Source organism: Methylosinus sp. sav-2, from assembly GCF_004366495.1.
Classification (GTDB): Bacteria; Pseudomonadota; Alphaproteobacteria; order Rhizobiales; family Beijerinckiaceae; genus Methylosinus.
On sequence record NZ_SOEJ01000009.1, the window covers coordinates 36144 to 55177 of the forward strand.

Genomic DNA, 19034 nt, shown 5'->3' on the forward strand with positions numbered 1-19034 from the left:
TCGCACGCGATCGGAAAGGCCCTCGATGACGCCCGAAGCAGACGACAAACGCCTCTACGCCCCCGCCGCCGCGCGCAATCGCGGACCGATCCTCGACGTGCTGCGCGAGGAGCTGCCGGCGGAAGGGCTCGTGCTGGAGATCGCCAGTGGCACGGGCGAGCATTCCGCGCATTTCGCGGCGCATCTGCCGGGCCTCGTGTTTCAGCCCACGGACCGCGACGAAAGAGCGCGGGAGAGCGTCGCCGCCTGGGTCGCAGCGATGGGGCTTCCCAATCTCCGCGCGCCGCTCGCGCTGGATGCGACGCAGCAGCCTTGGCCGGTCACGCAGGCGGATGCGATCGTCTGCATCAACATGATCCATATCTCGCCTTGGGCGTCGACGGAGAGCCTCTTCGCCACGGCGGCGGCGATGCTGCCGGAGGGCGCGCCAGTCTGCCTCTACGGCCCCTATAAGCGCGGCGGCGCCCATACCGCGCCGAGCAATGAGGAGTTCGACGCCAGCCTGCGCGCCAACAATCCCGCCTGGGGCGTGCGCGACATAGAGACGGTGATCGCCTGCGCGCAGAAAAACGGGTTTTCCGAGCCGCGCATCGTGGAGATGCCGGCCAATAATCTGACCCTCGTGTTTCGCCTGCTCCGTGCTAGATAGGCGCTCATGACAGCGCCCGCCCGCGAGCCGATGACGATAGCGGACTTCCTCGCCTGGTCGGAACGGCATGAGGAAGGCCGTTATGAGCTCGTCGATGGCGAGATCGTCCCCATGCCGCGCGAGCCGTCGGAGCAAGTGGCGGCCAAGGGCAAGATCTGGCGCGCCATCGCCGAGGCTCTGGCCCGCGCCGGCGCGCCGTGCGAGGCCTATGTCGGCGGCCTGGGCGTCGCGGTGGATGCGCATAATGTCTATGAGCCCGACATTCTGGTGAATTGCGGCGCTCCCGTCGCCACGGAAGACATGCTGGCCCCCGCCCCCATCGTCGTCGTCACGATTCTCGGCCCCTCCTCCGACGCAGCCGCCGAGAGCGTGAAACGGACGGGCTATTTTCGTGTGGCGAGCCTCGCCCATTATCTCATCGTCGATCTCGCCCGCCGCGCCGTGACGCATTGCCGCCGTGACGGCGCGGCGGCGTTGCGAGAAGAGACCGTGACCGAAGGGTCGATCCGGCTCGACCCGCCGGGCCTCGACCTCGCGCTGAAGGATATTTTCGCATGACTCTGGAAGGCCGCGTCGCCCTCGTCACCGGCGCCTCGCGCGGCATAGGCCGCGCGCTCGCCGTCGCTCTCGCGCGCGAGGGCGCGCATGTCGTCGCGCTGGCGCGCGGGCAAGGCGCGCTCGAATTCCTCTATGACGAGATCGTCGGCTTCGGCGGTCAGGCGACGATCGTCCCGCTCGACGTCACCGAGTTCGACAATCTCGACCGGCTCGGCGCCTGCATTCACGAACGCTGGAAGAAGCTCGACATTCTGGTCGGCAACGCCGGCCTGCTCGGCCCGGTGACGCCGCTGCCGCATGTCGATCCGCCGCAATGGAGCCGTCTCTTCGACGTGAATGTCACCGCCAATTGGCGGCTCATTCGCGCGATGGACGTTCTTTTGCGCTCGTCCGACGCCGGACGCGCGGTGTTCGTCACCTCCGGCGCGGCGCATCGCATCAAGCCCTATTGGGGGCCTTACGCCGTCACCAAGGCGGCGCTGAACGCGCTCGGCCGCACTTACGCCGCCGAGACGCAGAACACCTCGCAAGTGAAAGTGATGCTGGCCAACCCCGGCCCGCTGCGCACGCAGATGCGCGCCGCCGCAATGCCGGGCGAAGATCCGATGACGCTGCGCACGCCCGAGGAATTGGCGCCCAAGCTCGTCGCTCTGTGCCGCCCGGATTGGACCGAGACAGGCAAGCTCTACGACTTTCCGACCGACAGCATCATCGATTTCGCGTGAGCGCCCGAAAGGCGCCCACGCCGCTCCGCCTCACCTTCAGTAGTGATGATGGTGGTGGTGGTGGTGGTGGTGGTGGTGATGGCGGTGGCAGAAACGGCCGTGATGGCGGCCGTGGCGACCGGCCGGCTCCGGCGCGTAGCGCAGGCTGAGATGACCGACGCCAGCCGAGAGAATGAGGCCCGTATTTGCCTCGACTGAAATCGGCTGCAGCGTCACAGTGTCATTGGAGCCGCCGATGAGCACCGAGCCGCCGCCGCCGACGCCGAGCGCGAAAGAGCCATGCGCGCCGACATAATCGCCGGCGAGAGCGCCGGGACCCGTTGCGCCGCTCGCCGCCACCACGCCCCAGGCGAGTTCGCCCGGACCGCCGACGCCGATCACCGCGCCGACATTGGTGACGCTGCCGACATAATGGACCGGCCGCGCGCCGCTATCGTCCTCGAAAACGCAATCGACCGTCCGCTCCTCGACGACGATGGCGACCTTGTCGCCGGAGAGCTTGCACTCCAGCACGCCGGCGCGGCCATGCGCCGAGGCGGAGACCGGCGCGAGCGTCGCCAACAGAGCCGCGACGCCGATCGGCGCGGCCGCCAAACGAAACAGAGACTTGAGATAAGCCGTCATAGTCACCTCCCCATTGTCGCCGCGCCCCCCGCCCTCTGCGGGAAAACATGCGCGGCGCTTTCGAAAGCCCGTCTTGTGCTTCGCCGTCACATAAGGACAGAGAAGGCCCTCTGAAAGTGCGTCCCCGCACAGGGCCGCGCTCGCCCTTGCAGCGCAGGCTTTTTCATCCGATCTTAGCGACCGGGGCGGGAGCGATCGGAGAGGAAAAACAAGCGTGTCGCAGGCACTTCCAGTCGTGATCGAGCGGCCGATGACGGAGGCCGACCGCGCCGCTCTGCAAGCAGCGGTCGAAATTCTGGAGCGCGAGAGCTTCGCCGAGCGGCTCACCGCGCTCGCCGGACGGCAGATCGGCTTCGCCGGCCGCATCATTCCGACGGCGCTGCAGGAAGTGGCCGCGAGCGCGACCCGCCGCGGCATAAAATCGGCCCTGCGCGTCGCGATCTCGAGCCTCGATCCCGCCGCCCCGACGCGCGACGCCTCGCGGCTGCATCTGCGCCTCGCCGCGGCGAGCGGCGCGATCGGCGGCGCCATCGGCCTCGCCAGCCTGCCGATCGAGCTGCCGGTCTCCACCGTGATCATGCTGCGCTCGATCGCCGACATCGCCCGCAGCGAGGGCGAGAACCTCGCCGATCCAGAATCGACGATCGCCTGCCTGCAGGTCTTCGCGCTCGGCGGCCATGCGGAGGAAGGCAATATCCTAGAGGGCGGCTATCTCGCCATTCGCGGCCTGCTCGCCAAAACGGTGAGCGACGCCGCGCATTATGTCGCCGCGACCGCGGTCGCCGACGAGACGGCGCCGGTGCTGGCGCGGCTCATCGCGCAAATTTCGACGCGCTTCGGCGTCGTCGTCTCGCAAAAGGCCGCGGCGCAAGCGGCGCCCATACTCGGCGCTCTCGGCGGCGCGGCGGTCAATATCGCCTTCACACGGCATTTCCAATCACTGGCGCGCGGCCATTTCACCGTGCGGCGATTGGAGCGCGCGTATGGCCGCGAAATCGTCTTCGGCGAATATGCGCGAATGGCCGGACGCGCGGCGTCCGCTTGATCGGCGAGTAGCGAATAGCGAGTAGAGCTTCTTACTATTCGCTATTCGCTATTCGCTACTTCGCCACCTCGACCGGATGCAGCGCGCGCCAGAGATTTTCCACCTGGCTCAGCGTGCCGATATTGGCCTCGTTCTCCTCCAGCAAAATAGCGTCGGCTTCTTCCGCGCTGGCGCGCAGCTCGGCGAGATCGGCCGGCCGCCGCTCGCCATTGCCGGTCTCGCCGGGCGCGGTGTGATAGCGGACGAGATCGAAGTCATCATTGGCGAGCCGCATGGAGAACCAATAATCGATCTGCGGCGGACAAGGCGCCGCGGCGAGCGAGACGATGATCTCGCGCACGAAGCTGCCGCCGAGCGCGAGCAGCTTTGGCGCGCGCGCGCATTGCGCCTTCGCGTCGGGCGCGCGCAGAATGGTCGCGACGGGATAATGCGGATCCGGCCAGAGAAGATTGAGCAGATCGAGCAGATCGCGATCCGTTCCCAAAGCGACATTGTCGCGACGCCAGTCGAAATCGAAGCGGCCGAGGCCTGCGTCCGCGCCGATGAGTTGCGTCGCCTCGCGCGTCGCCAGCGCCGCGCCGAGCAGATTCCAATGCGTGCCGCCACGCGGGAAAAAGTCGATGTCGAAATCCTTTTTGCGCGCATCGAGCAGCGCCGACGAATCGACGAAGCGCAGCCCGCGCGCCTCTAGCGCCGCGCGATAGGGCGCGAGCTTGTCGATGGTTCCACGCGCCTGCGCAGGACATTTCATTCCGGCGGGAAAATATTGCGGATATTGCGAAGCCTTGGACGGCGAGATCACATAGGCGAAGCCTTTTCCGCGCGCATGGGCGGCGGCCTCGTTCTCGGCGACGCGCTGCGCCCAGCGCGTCAGCGTCGCCTCGCTCGGCGGCGCGCCGCGGCGGCAGAATTCGTCGATATAGAAACGCTCGAACAATTGCGCGTCGCGCCCGATGACGAGGCCCGGCGCCCCCGAGGCGCCGAACAGCGAATAGAGCAGCTGATTGCGCGCGCGCACGGCGAAGGGAAACACCGGCAGCGATTGCGCGAGATTGTCCGAGAAGCTCTTCTGCGTCTCGCCGGAGAGGATTTTCGCGAGCGAAACCTCCGTCGGCGCCGGCTTGGCGACGCCGGCGAGCGGATTTGCGCTGCGCAGCCGCAATTTCGGATAGTCGCGCTCGACCGCGTAATTCCAAAGGCTCGCGAGAAAGAAGAATAGGACGGCGCCGGCGGCGGCGTAGATGGGCGAGCGATGCAGAAGCGTGCGGCGCATCGTCAGAACCGGAAATAGATGAAGGGCTTGAACGGATCGGCGAGCCCCTTGCCAACGGCGCAGACAAAGAGCAGCGCGAGAAAAGCGTTGAGCGCAAAGGCGTGACGCTGCGCCAGCAGGCTCGAGGAGAGCCTGTCGCCGAAGGAGAGATAGAGCCGCTGCGAAACACAGATCGCCGCCGCCATGGCGAGCACGACGAAATGATAGGCGGGAATAGCGATCGGCTCGGCGCCGCCCGCGAAAGGCCGCGCCATTGCGAGGTAGAAGGCGCCCGCCTGCTCGAGGGAAGAAGCGCGAAACACGGTCCAGCCGATCGTCACCACGACGAAAGTCAGAAGATTGGCGAGGAAGACCGGGCGGCGCTTCAGCCAATCGAGCAGGAACAGCCGATCGAGCACCAGGAAGAGACCGTTATAGGCGCCCCAGGCGACATAGGTCCAAGCCGCGCCGTGCCACAGGCCCGAGGCGAGGAAGCAGAGCCAGAGATTGACCTGCGTGCGCGTTTCGCCGCGCCGATTGCCGCCGAGCGGAATGTAGAGATAGTCGCGAATCCAGGAGGTGAGCGACATGTGCCATCGGCGCCAGAATTCGCTGACGCTCGCCGCCACATAGGGCATGTCGAAATTCTCCTGCAGCCGAAAGCCGAACATGCGCGCGAGGCCGATCGCCATGTCGGAATAGCCGGAGAAATCGAAATAGATCTGGAAGGTGAAGAACAGCACGCCAGCCCATGCGTCGAGAAAGCCGATGCGCGACGCGTCTTGCGAGAAGACGAGATCGGCGCCGCCGGCGAGCGTGTCGGCGATGAGCAGCTTCTTGCCGACGCCGAGCATGAAGCGCGAGAAGCCCTCAGTGAAATCCTCGCTCGTCGCATGGCGGAATCGCGCCAATTGCTCGGCGATATCGTGATATTTCACGATCGGCCCGGCGAGGAGCTTGGGAAAGAAGAACACATAGAAAGCGTAGAGCGAGAAGCTCTGCGCCGGCGCGGTCACGCCGCGATGCACATCGACGAGAAAGGTGATCTTCTCGAAGACGATGAAGGAGACGCCGATCGGCAGAGCGACCGACGCGAAGGCGAGCCCCGGCATGGTGAGCGCGCGTAAGATCACGTCGAGATTGGCGACGAGAAAGCCCGCATATTTGAAATAGACGAGCAGGCCGAGATTGGCCGAGACGCCGAGCGCGAGCCAGAGCTTGCGCGATTTTTGCTCGGGCGGAAGCGCCGCCATGCGGCGCGCGATGAAGACATCGGCGAAAGCGGAGCCGAGCACGACGAAGACGAAGAGCGGCTCGCTCCAGGCGTAGAAGAAAAGGCTCGCCGCGAGCAGAATGGCGAGGCGCGCGCCGCGATTGCCGCCCACGAGCAGATAGAGGCCATAGACCGCGGGAGCGAAGAGAAACAGGAACAGCGGTTCGTAAAAGAGCATCCTCTCGTCCGCGGCCCTTTCCCTCGATGACGACTGCGTCTTAGCAGAGTGGCGGGGCGCGAACAATCCATCGCGCCAATGCCGAGCTCACGCTCGCTTCGTGACTTAAGCCACATCGGCGTCGCGCCCCCTCCTCCTAGGATCGAAACGGCTCGGCGAGATCGGCCGAGGATTTCGAAGGAGAGGACCATGCCGCGGGGGATTGCCGACGTCGTTTCAGAACATTCGCTCACCAACAAGGGTCTGGCGACGATGATGCACATCGTCTTCGCAATGTGGCAGTCCGGCTACGAACCCGAAGATTATAAGACGCTGCTCGACCGGCAGGATCGCGAGATGCAGAGCCGCCTGCGGCGCGCCATTGCCGGCGGCCTCGTGGAGCTGAATGCGGCGATCGAGCTATTGGACGGCGCGGAAGGGCTGGTCGCCCTATTCGCCAAGCATTCCTCCGGCACGATCTACAGCGCTCTGCTGAATGATCTGCAGCAGGAAAAGGCGAAGCGAGAACAGGCGGCGGTGACGATACAGCGCGCCTTCCGCAGCCACCAGGTCGCGCAGCGCCAGCAGAGCCTCGGCGTCAGCGGGGTCATGGCTTGCACGGCGCGGCAGATCCCGATCGCCGAGCTGACCGCCTTAGAGAAGCAGCTCGTGGGAATGCTGCAGCAGCTGCATCAGGAGGCGAATGAGGCCGTGACAAATGCGGCCGACAAGAAAATCGGCGAGAGAAGCCGCGCCGCGAAGGCGGCGGTGAGAGCGGAAAAGGACGTCGAAACCTATTTCAAAACGCTCGAGCAGCGCGTCCAGCGCCGCATCCTCGAGAAAAACGCCGTCGCCCTGTTTCCGGCGGCGCTGCCGCAGACGAAAACCCATCAGATCGCTCTTTTCAACGCCGCGCATGCGGAGCCGTTCAACGCATCGAGCTTCCTCCTCGCGGTCGACAGCTTCTTCTCCTATCGAACGACCGGCGTCGATGCGCTCGCCTGCAGGGCCTATGCGGATCATTGGCTCGCTATGCTGCCGAAATGGAAGATGTTGGAAGACACCGCCAAGCGCAAAGCCTATGCGAAGCTCTGGTGCTGCGAGGCCGACAAAGCGGCGAAGCTCGTCAAGATTCCCTCCGCCCATTTGGACGTGCTGTTCAAGCAGACGACTATTCCGGCTTCCACGATATTGACGGCCTGCGAGCCGTTCTGGGAAAATCTGCACCGGCTCAAGGTCGAGAAAATCATCGGCATCGTCTCGAGGTGCCAATCGAACGGCGTGGGCGTTGCGCCGCTGCAGGTCTTTCAGTTCATGGCGGATCATTGGAGCGAGAGCGAGCTTCCGAAATTCATCGCCCGCAACAGCGAGTTCGCCGTTTGGGCCGTCAAATATCAGACGAGCTGGCCCTGGACGTTTCTGAAAAAGTTCAAATTCGAGACTCTATCGACCGCCAATGATGGCAAGCAGTTTCCCAATGGATTTCATCCGCGCTTCAGGACCTACGCCCTCCACCACTTTATGACGCGCCACACCTACGCTTGTTTCGACCCGAAAAAATACAAGGAGGCGCCGCTCGCCGAGCGCACTGGGTTCTTCGACGAGGGAGCCACGCTACAAAGTGTCGGCCTGCTGTTGCAGAACGTCATCGGAACCGTCGATGTCGGCAGTCAGCCCGGCGGACGACGCTACATAAACTTAAATCAAGAGCGCTATTGCTTCGGTTACAGCGGCGCGCATGTGAACCAATTCTACCGATGCACCGAAGGCGAAACGACTTGGACGAGAGAGCAGCTGCTCCAGCTCTGCAGCATTCTCGATCCGCCGGCGGAGATGGCGGTGAGCATCGGCTGAGCGGCCTCGGCAGGCGCGAGCGGTGACGCGCGGCTGGCGCTTCGCCCGCGGGGCGCTATCTGCCTCCGCGACGCTCGCCCACCGGAGGCCGGGATGGATCTCGACTATCTCGTCTCGGCCTTTGTGACGCTGCTCGTCGTCGTCGAGCCGCTCGGCCTCGCGCCCGTCTTCGTCGCCGCGACCTCCGGCCTCGAAGCGCGGACCAAACGCGCAATCGCCTTTCGCGCCAGTGTTTATGCGCTCGCGATTCTGGCGGGCTCGGCGCTGATCGGCCAGCGGCTGCTCGGGGCCATGGGCATTTCCATTCCGGCCTTCCGCATCGCCGGCGGATTTCTTTTGTTTTCGATCGCCTCCGAAATGGTCTTCGGCGTGCGCATACAGCGCGACTCCAAGGCGGCGGAAAAAGCGCTCGCCGAGCATGTGCACAATATCGCCGCCTATCCGCTGGCCATTCCGCTGATGGCCGGCCCCGGCGCCATCACCGCGACTGTGCTGCTGGCCAGCGACGCGCATGGCAGCGTGACGCTCATCGCGAGCCTGATCGCAGTGATCGCCGCCATAATGGCGATTTGTCTGGTCTTCTGCCTGATCGCGGGAGAGGTGGCGCAATTCTTCGGCACGGCGGCCAATGTCGTGCTGACGCGATTGCTGGGCGTTCTGCTCGCCGCCCTCGCCGTGCAATTCGTCGCCGATGGCGCGCGGGCGTTTCTGCAGGGGTGAGCGGCGACGCGATCTCTCGGGATCGCGTCGCCGTGTCGCGTCAATGGTGGACGTTCGCCCAGATCTTGCGCTTGGTGAAATACACCAGGAAGGACAGGACGATCAGGAAGCCGACCACCTTCAGGCCGATCGACTTGCGCTCCTCGAGATGGGGCTCGGCGGCCCACATCAGGAAAGCGCTGACATCCTTCGCATATTGGGCCGTCGTCTGCGGCGTTCCATCGTCATAGGTCACGGCGCCGTCCGAGAGTGGCGGCGGCATGCCGGTGCGGCGGCCGGGCATGTAGAGGTTGTAATATTGGCCGGGCGCCAGCTCGACGCCCTGCGGCGCATCCACATAGCCGGTGAGCAGAGCGACGATATAATCGACGCCATGCTCCTGATAGGAGAAGCCGGGCAAAGCGTCGGCGAGGAACAGCGGGAAGCCGCGCGAATAGCCGCGCGCCTTGGCGAGAACCGACATGTCCGGCGGATAGGCGCCGTTGAGCGCCGCCCGCGCCGCCTGCTCATTGGGGAAAGGCGGCGGGACGCGGTCGCTGAGCCGGCCGGGGCGCTCGTAATAATCGCCGGCGTCGTTGGGGCCGTCCTTGATCTTATAGCTCTCGGCCAGCGCCTTGGCCTCCGCCTCGGAGATCTCCGGCCCGCCCTTCTCGGCGAAATTGCGGAAGGCGAGCCGCGAGATCGAGTGGCAGCTCGCGCAGACCTCCTTATAGACCTTGTAGCCGCGGCGCAGCTGCGCATTTTCGTAATGGCCGAAGGCGCCGGCGAAGCTCCATTCCTGCCGCGGCGGCTTGGGCTGCGAATGCGCGCCGCCCTCCTCGGCCAGAGCGGCGCTCGCCGCGCCGGCGAGGGCCGCCGCCATGATGATCGATTTCATGATCGATGCTCTCTGTCGCGCGTCACGCATGGGGCTTCTCCTCCGTAGCGGCCTCGCCGAGCGAGGCGGCGATCGACCGCGGCTCCGGCAGGGTCTGCTCATATTTGCCGAGCAGCGGCAGCACGACGAGGAAGTGCAGGAAGTAATAGGCCATCAATATGCGGGCGGCGATGAGATAGACGCCCTCCGCCGGCTGCGCGCCGAGATAGCCGAGGCCGACCGACACGAAGACGAAGACCCAGTAGAACTTCTTGAAGGCCGGACGATAGACGCCCGAGCGCACTTTGGAAGTGTCGAGCCAGGGCAGCGCCGCCACGATGAGGATAGAGGCGAAGAGCGCGATGACGCCGACGAGCTTGTTGGGGATGGCGCGCAGGATCGCGTAGAAGGGCAGGAAATACCATTCCGGCACGATATGCGGCGGCGTCACCAGCGGATTGGCCTCGATGTAATTATCGGGATGGCCCGTATAATTCGGCACGAAGAAGGTGAGCCAAGCGAAGAGCCCGACGAAGACCACGAGGCCGACGGCGTCCTTCAGCGTCGCATAGGGCGTGAAGGGCACGGTCTCCTTCTTTATGTCCTTCACCTCGACGCCGGTCGGATTGTTCTGCCCCGTCACATGCAGCGCCCAGACATGCAGGCCGACGATGGCCACGATGACGAAGGGCAGGAGATAATGCAGCGCGAAGAAGCGGTTGAGCGTGGCGTTGTCGACCGAATAGCCGCCGAGCAGCCAGATGGTGATGGTATTGCCCACATAGGGAATGGCGGTGAAGAGATTGGTGATCACCGTCGCCGCCCAGAAGGACATCTGGCCCCAGGGCAGCACATAGCCCAGGAAGCCGGTCGCCATCATCAGCATGAAGATCACGACGCCGAGAATCCACAGCACCTCGCGCGGCTCCTTGTAGGAGCCGTAATACATGCCGCGAAAGATGTGGATATAGACGGCGAGGAAGAACATGGAGGCGCCATTGGCGTGCGCATAGCGCAGCGCCCAGCCCCAATTCACATCGCGCATGATGTGCTCGATCGAATCGAAGGCGAGCGTCGTCTCCGGCGTATAATGCATCGCCAGAACGATGCCGGTCACGATCTGCGCGACCAGCATGAACGAAAGGATCGCGCCGAAGGTCCAAAGATAGTTGAGATTCTTCGGAACGGGATAGGCGACGAAGGATTCGTGGATGAAGCCGAGGATCGGCAGGCGCCGCTCGAGCCAGCGCGCAAAGCCGCTCTTCGGCGTGTAAGTCGAATGTCCGGTCATGAATGTCGTCTCGGAGGTTGGGACGGCGACGGGGCCGCGATCAGCCGATCTTGATCTTGGTGTCGCTCAGGAAGGCGTAATCGGGCACTTCGAGATTGCTCGGAGCCGGACCGCTGCGAATGCGGCCGGAGGTGTCGTAGGTGGAGCCGTGGCAGGGGCAGAACCATCCGTGGAACTCGCCCTCATGGCCGGTGGGGATGCAGCCCAAATGGGTGCAGACGCCGACGACGACCAGCCACTCCGCCTTCTGCACGCGCGCCGAATCGGCCTGCGGATCGGGGAGCTCGGCGAGCGGGACGTTCTGCGCGGCCTCGATCTCCTGCTTGGTGCGGTGCCGCACGAAGACCGGCTTGCCGCGCCATTTGACGGTGACGATCTGCCCCTCGGGAATGGCCGAGATGTCGAGCTCCGTCGAGGCCAACGCCAGCGTCGAAGCATCCGGATTCATCTGCGCGATCAACGGCCATACGGCGGCGCCCGCTGCGACCGTCGCCGCCGCTCCTGTGGCGAGGAACAAAATATCCCGGCGGCTCGGCTCCGCCTTTGTCGCATTGCTCACTTTCTGGAACCTCTCTCGCGAGTTCGACCCTGACCCCTGCCTCGGCAACGCGAATAGAAACAAATCCATCCGCAAAGGGCGCGCTTGTTTTGAGCAGTTTGGCGTGAGACCGCAAGCGGCCTTCGCGTCGCTGCGACAAATTGCGCGCTTGCCGCCGCCTCGAGGATCAGTGACCCAGCACGCCGCTCTTGTCCACAAACGGCCCTTAGGAAATTTTGTCAACCGCCGGAAGCGTCGCGCCGGCGTCGTCCCTTGACGCGAGCGCCAGCGGCGGGGCTCATGCAGGGAACTCTGAGGAGGCGCGTGAGGACGTGAGCGGCCGTTATCTGGTTTTCGTGGCGACGGTGGTCAGCCTCATCGCAGTTCCGGGGCCGGACATGCTCTATGTGCTCGGCCGCGCCCTGGCCTCGGGAGCGCGAGCGGGACGCTTCTCCGCCGCCGGCATAGCCTTCGGCTATGCGCTGCTCACTCTATTGGTGGCGGCCGGCTTTCAGCTCGTCTTCGCGGCCTTTCCGGCGCTGTTTCTCGCCCTCAAATATATCGGCGTCGCCTATCTCTCCTGGCTGGCCTTTCGGCTCATCCGCTCGGACGGCGGCTTCGAGGCGCTGAGCCGCGGCCCCGGACGCACGGATTGGGCGGCCTTCTCGGCCGGCGTCGGCACCAGCCTGCTCAATCCCAAGGGGCTCTTGTTCTATTTCGCGATCCTGCCGCAGTTTTTCGACGCCGCCGACGGGCCGTTCTGGCGGCATGCGCTCGTCTATGGCTGGACGACGAGCTTTCTGTGCCTGACGCTCTATTCCGCGCTCGCCCATGCAGCGAGCTCTGGCGCCCGGCGCTGGACGCCAGAGCCGTCGGCGAGCCGCAATCTCTCGCGTCTCGCCGGCGTTCTGCTGCTCATGTCTGTGCTGGCCATGCTCGGCGCCGAATGGAGCGGCGCCGCAGCCTCTCGCTGACGCGCCCACGGCCAGAAAGGCCGCGGGCTCGGCGAGAGCGGACTTATTTGGTCACGATCGGCGCGGCCGTGGGAGCGGCCGGCGTCGTGAAGTGATAATTGAGGCCGCCGCGCACGATATGGCCGGCGCTCTTCACATTGATCGGCACGGCGCCGAAATTGGTGGAATAGCTGACGCCCGAATCGGCGAGTTCCGTGTAGAGATATTCGCCCTTCACCGAGATCTTGTCCGACCAAGCGTATTCGAAGCCGGCGCCCGCGGTCCAGCCGGCGCGCACCGTCGTTCCCGTGCTCAGCTGGCCGACGGTCAGCGGAAGGATAGAGGTGAAGCCGGTCGGCGCGAAATCCGTCCCGTAGGCGAAGCCCGCCGTTCCATAAACGAGCCATTTCGGCGTGAAGGCGTAGCCGACGCGGCCGCGGAATGTGCCGAACACGCCCGTATCGGTCGGGCTCGGCGTGTTCCAGCCGCCCGTCTCGGCGTTGATCGCGCCGCGATAGCCGAAATCGGCCTCGAGGCCGAGGACGATGGTCGGCGACCATTGCCAATTATAGCCGAGCGTGCCGCCGCCGACGAAGCCCGAGCCGCGCTGAGGCGTGTCGCGGAAATAGGTGAAGGTCCCCTCGCCCAGAAGGGCGCCGGCATAGGCGCCGATATAGGCGCCCTGCCAGCTGAAGACCGGCGCCGGCGGCGGGGCCGGCGCGGCCTTGGTCGACGGGAGGTCCGCCGCAGCGGCCCCGCCCGCCGTGATCGCCGCCGCGAGGGCGACGATCGCGCGGAAGCTTTTCGTCCAATTCGACATAATCCAACTCCTCATACGTTCTGCTTGTCAGTAGAGCTTGACTTTCAAAGTCGCCCCGTAAGCGCGGAAGGCGTTGTCGCCGAACGTCACCGTCTGCGCCGCCGTGCTCGTGCCGATGGTCTGCGCGACGACATATCGCTGGTCGAAGAGATTCTTCGCCCAGAAATGCAGGCTGTAGCGATCGTCGTCGGTCCGCAGGCCGATGCCGAAATTGACGACGGAATAGGAAGGCTGGAACACCGAATAGAGCGAGCCCGGCTGCGAGAGCTGCGTCTTGTATTTCCAGGCGAGGTTTCCATAGACGAATGCGGTGACGGGGACATCCGCGACGCCGCCGAGCCCTTCGAAGATCCGGCCGAGCGGATGTTCGTAATTCGCGCCTATGTTGAACGAATAAGGCGCGACGGGGCTGTTGCCGGAGACGCCGCCGGTGATGCGCTGTCCGGAGAGATCGACGGAGAGCGGCGCTGACACGCCATTGACGTTGGCGGATGTCGGCCAAGTCCAATCCGGCGCCGGAGCGGCGTTCTTATAGTTGATATAGCGAGCTTCCGTCAGCGCGCCGGACAGAGTGATCGACAGCCGCTCGACCGGACTCCAACGGCCGTCGAACTCGAAGCCGCGCAGACGCACATGGCCGATATTGCCGAGATAGGTCTTGCGCAGCGGGACGCCGGTCACATCGACGATGCTGGTGTTCACCAGGATCGACTGGAAGTCGTAGATGTCGTTCCAATAGAGATTGCCGTTCAAGGTGAGCTTGTTGTCGAACCAATTGGTCTTGATTCCGAGCTCATAGTCCCATGACACCTCCGGCTTGGTGACGACCGGCTGCCATTCCTTGAAATTACCCTTGCTGTCGGTGATCGGCAGCGCGCCGGTATTGATGGCGCCCGACTTCTCGCCACGCGCGGCGGAGCCGTAGACGAGAATGTTCTCGCTATATTTGTAGGACGGATTGATGAGGCCCGAAAGCGAGTTGCGCGTCGCCTTCTGTCCGCCGGTGTCGAAGAAGGTCGCGCCATAAGCGGTCTGCATCGCCGCCGCCTGCGCCGCCGTGTAGACGCCGCTCGCCCAGCCGAAATCCGAGCCGCCCCTGATCTCGAACGTGTCGCGCAGACCCGCGGTCAGCGACCATTGCTCATCTATGTGCCAGGTCGCCTGACCGAATTCCGCGAGGCTGAAGGTGCGCGCCTTGCCGTCCGTATGCTCCGACGTGCCGTTGAGCAGCGCCGGATTCGCGTTGAAATTATTGAGCAGCCATTGCGACGCTTGATAGCCATAGTCGGTGTGCTGATAGGACGACACCGTCTCGTATAGACTATAGACGCCCACTTGCCATTCGAGCGTCTGATCCTTGGGCGAGGCGAGGCGAACCTCCTGCGAATATTGATCGACCTTCACGTCATAGGCGTTGCCGCTGATCTGGGTGTAATTATTGCCGAGCGAGTTGCGCGGATGCAGGATGAACTCGCGCCAGGCGGAGATCGCCGTGAGCGTGTGCTCGCCGAGCTGCACATTGATCTCGTTGGAGACGCCCGTCGTGCGCTGGTCGAGATTGCCTAGGCGCGACATGACCGGCGAATAAGGGCTATTGACGAGCATCGGATAATGCAGACGCGACGCGAGATTTTGCGCATAGGTCGTGTTGACCGCGCCATTGGCCCATACGGGGAAACTATTGCCGATGACGCCGCTGTAATTGTTGTACTCGTCCGAGCGCAGGCGATCGAAGATCAGGCGATCGGTGAAATTATCGCCGACATAATAGAGCTGGCCGCGCACGCCCCAACGATTATTGTTGAGCAGATCGGCGCCGGTGAGCGCGTCATTGATCGCGCCGTCGCCCTTGTCCAGGAAGAAGGTGACGCGATAGGCGAGCTTATCGTCGATGATCGGCCCGCTGATATTCGTCTTCTCGATGATGCGGCTGCGATTGGCGAAGGAGGTCTCGAAGCTCGCCTCCGGCGTGAAGGACGGCAGCTGTGTGTGAATGACGACGGCGCCGACCGTCGTGTTCTTGCCGAGCAGCGTGCCCTGCGGGCCGCGCGCCACCTCGAGGCTCTGCAGATCGACGAAATCGGCCCATTGGAAGCCGACATGCGTGTAGAACACATTGTCGACGATGAGGCCGACCGCCGATTCCGAGCCGTCGGCGCCGCCGGAAATGCCCGAAATGCCGCGGATCGCCATGGCGGAGGTGCGCGGATTGGTGACATAAGGAACGAAATTCGGCACCTTCTGCGCGAAATCGCCCAGACGCTCGATATGCTCGCGCTCGGCGGTCTTTCTGCCGACGACGCTGACCGGCAGCGGCACGTCCTGGGCTTTCTCCTCGCGCAGTCGCGCGGTGACGGTCACATCGTCGACCTGCGCATTGGCGGCTGCGGCGGCGTCGGCCTGGGCGACCGCAGCGTCGGCGGCCGGCGCAGGCGCCGATTGCGCGGCCGCAGGGCCGGCCAAAACCACTCCGTAGGCCAGAACGCCCGCCGCGGCCAATGAGGCGAAACCGACGCTGCGCAACAAATTCGCACGCGACTCTCTCTTTGCTCCACTCGCTCTCGACATCACCACAGTTTCCCCATGTCCCGTCGCACGCGGCCCCTTGCGGAGCCGCGGCGACGGTCTACGCAGCGCTCCCCCATGGCGCGCTTACGTATAATATCTATAGACTACGTAGATTTCGTAGGGGACGTCAACAGCTTCGCTCACCCTTCCCGGCGAGCGGCGGCCTTTCGCGCATCGCCTGTGGCGCCACTGCAACAGGGAGATTGCGCGCGCGCAAAAAAAATGCCCCGCCTCCTCACGGAGACGGGGTATTTTTCTCTCAACCCTATGATGAAAATAGAGAGTTCCGGCCGGAGCGGACGCCTGTCAGGCGGTTTGCGTAGCGCGTCTGGCGCGCCTTTCGCCGCTCGCCGCCTGGAGGACGGGAATGGAGCGCCGCAGGCGCCGCCATGCCAGCACCACGGCGCTGGCGCTCAGCGCGACGCCGAAGGAGACCCAGACGCCCATCCAGCCCCACCAGAGCCAATGATTGCGGAACCAGCCGAAATCCCAATGATGCACGGCCGAATAGACCCAGCGATAGACGCGCCGGCTCGTGTCGAATTTCGCGAGCAGGCGGCCGTCTGTCGGATCGACATAGAGAGACGTATGCTCGGCGTCGGCGAAATCGACGCGCAGCACGGGCAAGGGCTTGTCGAGCGCCGTCTGCCGATGATTGGCGAAATAATAGGAATCGTAATCAGCGAGCGTCTCGGCGCCGGCAATGGCGACGCCCTCCTTCAGCCGAGTCGCGGCGGCGAGAAGCGATTGCTCGCCGAGGCCGGCGACGGCGCCCGGAACAGCGACGGCGCGGCGCGCGCCGTCACGCGATTGCGCGAGCAGCAGCGCCTCCTCGCCGAGGCGGCTCCAGGACAGCTCGACGATATCGGCGGCGAGACCGAGCGCGGCTGTAGGCCGCCAATCGACGAAAGCCGGCGGAAGCGCGGCGCCGCGATAGCGCGCCAGCTCCTCGCGGCTCGCGGTCGCCTGCGAGAAGATCTGCCCGGGATTGGTGGAGAGAAAGCCGCTCGCCGCCCAGAAGAAAGCGAAAGTCCCGCCGATGAGTCCGGCCCAGAAATGATATTTCAGCCAAGTCTCGCGATAGGGCTGCGTGCGTCCACGCGCATAGGTCGGACGGCCGAAAAATCCCGGCTTCCATTTGATCCAGCCGATGACGATGCCGCTGAAGGCGCCGATGGCGGCGAAAAATCCGACATAGGTGAGCGCGTCGCGGCGATAATCGCCGGCGCCGAGCACATCCAGCCAGCGGAAGAGATGCAGCCAATTGCCGGCGTAGATGAAAGCGCGCTCGACTCGCGTCGATACTTGCGCGACCTCGCCCGTGCGCGCCGAGACGATGATCTGCGTGCCCGCGGCGTCGCCCGTCGCGAATCGATGCAACGGCTTCAGCGACTCGGCGTTGCGCACGCCGACGGCCGCATCCACCGTGTCGAGATAGAGCAGCGAGGGCGCGCCGAGCCAGTCGCGGGCGATTCGTTCCGCCGCCTGCAGGTCGACCTCGACCAGCGCGCCATTCGTCGCCGACAGGGCGAAGCGCCGGCCGGCGCCGTCCTCGATGAGCCAGATCGGCTCCTCGCCCAGCCGCAGCAGCCGCGCGTCGGCGAGGCCACTCTCGGCCTTGGCGCCGCCGCCATGCGCGTGACGGCCTCCGCCTCCCGTTCCACCGCCATGCCCCATTCCGCCGCCGGCAGCCTCGCCACCGGCCTTGACGGCCTGCGCGCGGGCCGCAGCGCTGGCGCTCAGCGCCTCGCCCAGCGAGAGCCAGCCGTCCTGCGGAAGAAGCGCCGGCGCATGCGCCAGCCGCTGCGCGCGATCGATTGTCGGCGAGCCGATGAAGGCGATGGAAAATCCGGTCGAGAACCAGACGAGCATGAACAGCGCCAATACGACGCCCACCCATCGGTGCAGAAAGAGCAAGATCGACATTCGTGACGCTCCGCCTCGCGCTGAATGGCCGCGGCGGCGGTTCCGCCCACGGCGAAATCAGGAAAAAATCGCCGCGAAATTTAATTGATAAACACGACTAGGTAAATAGGAATATATCCGCTTTTCCCCGCCTTCGCAGGGCGATGGACGCCGAGCGCCGCCGCGCCGGCCGCCCCCTCCCCACGCAGGCTTGCGTGTTCGCCACAGGGGGAATCTCCACAATCGCGAAGCCGTCGTCTTCGGCGCTAGCGTTTCTCCTGCGCCTCGGACGCTCGCGACATTTCATGAGATCGCGATCGATGAGCCGAGCGCTCTGCGGAGGAGCGGCGTGGGCACCTATATCGCGCATACGCGACGCAAGACGAAGCCGAGCAAGGCGGAGACGTCGACGATCGATGCGGAGGCGATGGCGGCGCGCGAGCAGGCGCTCGCCGCGCTGCGCGAGCAGCAGCGCATAGAGGCCGAGCGCCTGCGCGCCGAGAAGGCCGCGCGCGCTATGCGCCGCGCCGTGAGCAAGCGCATGGCCCCCACCGATCCAGACACATCGGGACGGCGCCGCACGGCGACGCGCGCCGCCGGCATCATGCTGATCTCGGCGACCGGCGGCTTGCGCACACACAGCGTCTCGCTGTTTCGCGGCTCTGGACGCGCCGGCTCCGATCTCTGGCTCGCCGATGTGCAATTCGAGCAGGAGAAAGGCGTCGCCCATTTCATCAATGATCTCGCGACGCCGGCCGACAAGGATGCGCTGCATGCGATGCGCGCGCTCGCGCCGCGAATCGCCGAGCACATTTTCCTCGGCGCGCCGCCGCAGGACGGCGTCGATGACCGCAATATGAACACCGCCTTTCGTCTGGCGCAGTCCTTCATGCACAAGACGCATTACACCGCCTCGCTCTCAGAAGAGGAGAAGCAGCGGCTGAGCTTCTCCATCTTCGAGGAGCTGCAATCGGTCACAGCGATGCGGCTGCGGCATTTGCAAAAGGAGCTGGAGCGCACCGTCGAGATTCTCATGCACAAGACGAAATTGTCGCGCTCGGAATGCAACGGCCTGCTCGCGCCGATCTACGAGGGATATGAGGAATTCCGCCGCGCCGAACAGGAAGGCGGGCCGCGGCGCGCGCCGCAGCACGAGGCGCCGGCGCCGATCGAGCCGCTCGAGGAAGACCTCCCCGCGACGGGCACGCATGGTCGGTGAAGCGGTCGCGACAAGCGCGATCGTCGC

17 protein-coding genes are annotated in these 19034 nt (G+C 64.8%); 8 read left to right on the forward strand and 9 right to left on the reverse strand.

What is annotated here, in order from left to right:
• Positions 1–25: 25 nt before the first annotated feature.
• The 3 genes from EDE12_RS14940 to EDE12_RS14950 are packed head-to-tail and all read left to right on the forward strand — an operon-like array spanning position 26 to position 1932.
• Positions 26–649, forward strand: a complete 624-nt coding sequence (locus EDE12_RS14940; protein ID WP_024880630.1) for a DUF938 domain-containing protein — start codon at positions 26–28, stop codon at positions 647–649.
• Positions 650–655: 6 nt separating this feature from the next.
• Positions 656–1207, forward strand: coding sequence for a Uma2 family endonuclease (locus EDE12_RS14945; RefSeq protein WP_026599064.1), 552 nt, complete (start codon positions 656–658; stop codon positions 1205–1207).
• Positions 1204–1932 (forward strand): SDR family NAD(P)-dependent oxidoreductase, encoded by a 729-nt coding sequence (locus tag EDE12_RS14950; protein ID WP_024880632.1) that lies wholly within the window; start codon positions 1204–1206, stop codon positions 1930–1932. The genes EDE12_RS14945 and EDE12_RS14950 overlap by 4 nt, the downstream gene beginning before the upstream one ends.
• A gap of 36 nt (positions 1933–1968) precedes the next feature.
• Here EDE12_RS14950 and EDE12_RS14955 read toward each other — a convergent pair whose 3' ends face one another.
• Complete coding sequence (locus tag EDE12_RS14955) at positions 1969–2556, reverse strand: DUF992 domain-containing protein (protein WP_026599065.1); 588 nt, start codon at positions 2554–2556, stop codon at positions 1969–1971.
• Between the two features lie 250 nt (positions 2557–2806).
• Between EDE12_RS14955 and EDE12_RS14960 the strand changes: the two genes are divergently transcribed.
• Positions 2807–3601: an EcsC family protein gene (locus EDE12_RS14960; RefSeq protein ID WP_051592665.1), complete on the forward strand. Its 795-nt coding sequence runs from the start codon at positions 2807–2809 to the stop codon at positions 3599–3601.
• Between the two features lie 55 nt (positions 3602–3656).
• On the opposite strand, the gene EDE12_RS14965 is transcribed toward EDE12_RS14960, so the two are convergent.
• Together EDE12_RS14965 and EDE12_RS14970 are read right to left on the reverse strand one after the other, a co-directional pair.
• Positions 3657–4874 carry an alginate O-acetyltransferase gene (locus EDE12_RS14965; RefSeq protein ID WP_024880635.1) on the reverse strand — a complete coding sequence of 406 codons (1218 nt, stop codon included), beginning with the start codon at positions 4872–4874 and terminating at the stop codon, positions 3657–3659.
• A gap of 2 nt (positions 4875–4876) precedes the next feature.
• Positions 4877–6304: an MBOAT family O-acyltransferase gene (locus tag EDE12_RS14970; protein WP_026599067.1), complete on the reverse strand. Its 1428-nt coding sequence runs from the start codon at positions 6302–6304 to the stop codon at positions 4877–4879.
• A gap of 189 nt (positions 6305–6493) precedes the next feature.
• Here EDE12_RS14970 and EDE12_RS14975 point away from each other — a divergent pair, with 189 nt between their 5' ends.
• Positions 6494–8137, forward strand: coding sequence for a hypothetical protein (locus EDE12_RS14975; RefSeq protein ID WP_026599068.1), 1644 nt, complete (start codon positions 6494–6496; stop codon positions 8135–8137).
• A 93-nt stretch (positions 8138–8230) separates the two neighbouring features.
• Positions 8231–8857 (forward strand): MarC family protein, encoded by a 627-nt coding sequence (locus tag EDE12_RS14980; RefSeq protein WP_026599069.1) that lies wholly within the window; start codon positions 8231–8233, stop codon positions 8855–8857.
• Between the two features lie 40 nt (positions 8858–8897).
• Here EDE12_RS14980 and EDE12_RS14985 read toward each other — a convergent pair whose 3' ends face one another.
• From EDE12_RS14985 to petA, 3 genes are read right to left on the reverse strand one after another with little or no spacing between them, the layout of a single operon-like run.
• Positions 8898–9734 (reverse strand): cytochrome c1, encoded by an 837-nt coding sequence (locus tag EDE12_RS14985; protein WP_245275785.1) that lies wholly within the window; start codon positions 9732–9734, stop codon positions 8898–8900.
• 22 nt (positions 9735–9756) lie between these two features.
• Positions 9757–11004 (reverse strand): cytochrome b/b6, encoded by a 1248-nt coding sequence (locus tag EDE12_RS14990; RefSeq protein WP_026599071.1) that lies wholly within the window; start codon positions 11002–11004, stop codon positions 9757–9759.
• A gap of 40 nt (positions 11005–11044) precedes the next feature.
• A complete protein-coding gene (gene petA / locus EDE12_RS14995; protein WP_026599072.1) occupies positions 11045–11563 on the reverse strand; it encodes a ubiquinol-cytochrome c reductase iron-sulfur subunit in 519 nt (172 codons plus the stop codon).
• Positions 11564–11874: 311 nt separating this feature from the next.
• On the opposite strand from petA, the gene EDE12_RS15000 reads away from it, so the two are divergent.
• Positions 11875–12516 (forward strand): LysE family translocator, encoded by a 642-nt coding sequence (locus EDE12_RS15000; protein ID WP_026599073.1) that lies wholly within the window; start codon positions 11875–11877, stop codon positions 12514–12516.
• A gap of 43 nt (positions 12517–12559) precedes the next feature.
• Here EDE12_RS15000 and EDE12_RS15005 read toward each other — a convergent pair whose 3' ends face one another.
• The 3 genes from EDE12_RS15005 to EDE12_RS15015 form a co-directional block, all read right to left on the reverse strand.
• Positions 12560–13315 (reverse strand): outer membrane beta-barrel protein, encoded by a 756-nt coding sequence (locus EDE12_RS15005; RefSeq protein WP_134188147.1) that lies wholly within the window; start codon positions 13313–13315, stop codon positions 12560–12562.
• Between the two features lie 27 nt (positions 13316–13342).
• The gene (locus EDE12_RS15010; RefSeq protein WP_245275860.1) at positions 13343–15784 is read right to left on the reverse strand and encodes a TonB-dependent receptor; all 2442 of its coding nucleotides are present in this window, start codon (positions 15782–15784) and stop codon (positions 13343–13345) included.
• Positions 15785–16189: 405 nt separating this feature from the next.
• Positions 16190–17809 (reverse strand): PepSY domain-containing protein, encoded by a 1620-nt coding sequence (locus tag EDE12_RS15015; protein WP_084768551.1) that lies wholly within the window; start codon positions 17807–17809, stop codon positions 16190–16192.
• 328 nt (positions 17810–18137) lie between these two features.
• Between EDE12_RS15015 and EDE12_RS15020 the strand changes: the two genes are divergently transcribed.
• A complete protein-coding gene (locus EDE12_RS15020; RefSeq protein ID WP_026599076.1) occupies positions 18138–19007 on the forward strand; it encodes a hypothetical protein in 870 nt (289 codons plus the stop codon).
• Positions 19008–19034 lie beyond the last annotated feature (27 nt).

Coding starts and splice junctions, on each gene's coding strand:
- EDE12_RS14940 (WP_024880630.1), top strand. CDS start 26: ATGACGCCCGAAGCAGACGACAAACGCCTCTACGCCCCCGCCGCCGCG.
- EDE12_RS14945 (WP_026599064.1), top strand. CDS start 656: ATGACAGCGCCCGCCCGCGAGCCGATGACGATAGCGGACTTCCTCGCC.
- EDE12_RS14950 (WP_024880632.1), top strand. CDS start 1,204: ATGACTCTGGAAGGCCGCGTCGCCCTCGTCACCGGCGCCTCGCGCGGC.
- EDE12_RS14955 (WP_026599065.1), bottom strand. CDS start 2,556: ATGACGGCTTATCTCAAGTCTCTGTTTCGTTTGGCGGCCGCGCCGATC.
- EDE12_RS14960 (WP_051592665.1), top strand. CDS start 2,807: ATGACGGAGGCCGACCGCGCCGCTCTGCAAGCAGCGGTCGAAATTCTG.
- EDE12_RS14965 (WP_024880635.1), bottom strand. CDS start 4,874: ATGCGCCGCACGCTTCTGCATCGCTCGCCCATCTACGCCGCCGCCGGC.
- EDE12_RS14970 (WP_026599067.1), bottom strand. CDS start 6,304: ATGCTCTTTTACGAACCGCTGTTCCTGTTTCTCTTCGCTCCCGCGGTC.
- EDE12_RS14975 (WP_026599068.1), top strand. CDS start 6,494: ATGCCGCGGGGGATTGCCGACGTCGTTTCAGAACATTCGCTCACCAAC.
- EDE12_RS14980 (WP_026599069.1), top strand. CDS start 8,231: ATGGATCTCGACTATCTCGTCTCGGCCTTTGTGACGCTGCTCGTCGTC.
- EDE12_RS14985 (WP_245275785.1), bottom strand. CDS start 9,734: ATGAAATCGATCATCATGGCGGCGGCCCTCGCCGGCGCGGCGAGCGCC.
- EDE12_RS14990 (WP_026599071.1), bottom strand. CDS start 11,004: ATGACCGGACATTCGACTTACACGCCGAAGAGCGGCTTTGCGCGCTGG.
- EDE12_RS15005 (WP_134188147.1), bottom strand. CDS start 13,315: ATGTCGAATTGGACGAAAAGCTTCCGCGCGATCGTCGCCCTCGCGGCG.
- EDE12_RS15015 (WP_084768551.1), bottom strand. CDS start 17,809: ATGTCGATCTTGCTCTTTCTGCACCGATGGGTGGGCGTCGTATTGGCG.